The sequence below is a fragment of the Williamsia muralis genome (assembly GCF_002735905.1).
Classification (GTDB): domain Bacteria; phylum Actinomycetota; class Actinomycetes; order Mycobacteriales; family Mycobacteriaceae; genus Williamsia; species Williamsia muralis_A.
In genome coordinates this window covers 1-762 of the sequence record NZ_PEBD01000027.1, presented here as the reverse complement: position 1 = coordinate 762, position 762 = coordinate 1, and the positions used below count along the sequence as shown (strand labels likewise).

At 51.4% G+C, this 762-nt stretch carries 1 rRNA gene; it reads right to left on the bottom strand.

The features are described 5' to 3' along the window. Nucleotides 1-762, bottom strand: a 23S ribosomal RNA gene (locus CSW57_RS24195); the annotation flags it as partial.

Sequence of the window (762 nt, the reverse complement as noted above, 5' to 3'; positions counted from 1 at the left end):
CTGTCCCTGAACCAGATCATGGTCCGAGGTTAGATATCCAATACGATCAGAGTGGTATTTCAACAACGACTCCACACACACTGGCGTGCATGCTTCACAGTCTCCCACCTATCCTACACAAACCGAACCGAACACCAATACCAAGCTATAGTGAAGGTCCCGGGGTCTTTTCGTCCTGCCGCGCGTAACGAGCATCTTTACTCGTAATGCAATTTCGCCGAGTCTGTGGTTGAGACAGCAGAGAAGTCGTTACGCCATTCGTGCAGGTCGGAACTTACCCGACAAGGAATTTCGCTACCTTAGGATGGTTATAGTTACCACCGCCGTTTACTGGGGCTTAAATTCTCAGCTTCACACCGAAGTGTTAACCGGTCCTCTTAACCTTCCAGCACCGGGCAGGCGTCAGTCCGTATACATCGTCTTACGACTTCGCACGGACCTGTGTTTTTAGTAAACAGTCGCTTCTCTCTGGTCTCTGCGACCACACCCAGCTCACAACGAAAAGTTGATCACCAGACGTGGTCCCCCTTCTCCCGAAGTTACGGGGGCATTTTGCCGAGTTCCTTAACCACAGTTCTCTCGATCGCCTTAGTATTCTCTACCTGACCACCTGTGTTGGTTTGGGGTACGGGCCGTGTCGCCACTCGCTAGAGGCTTTTCTCGGCAGCATAGGATCATGGAATTCGCCTCATTCGGCTACGCATCACCTCTCAGGATATATGAGACACGGATTTGCCTATGTCTCTCCCTACAGGCTTACAC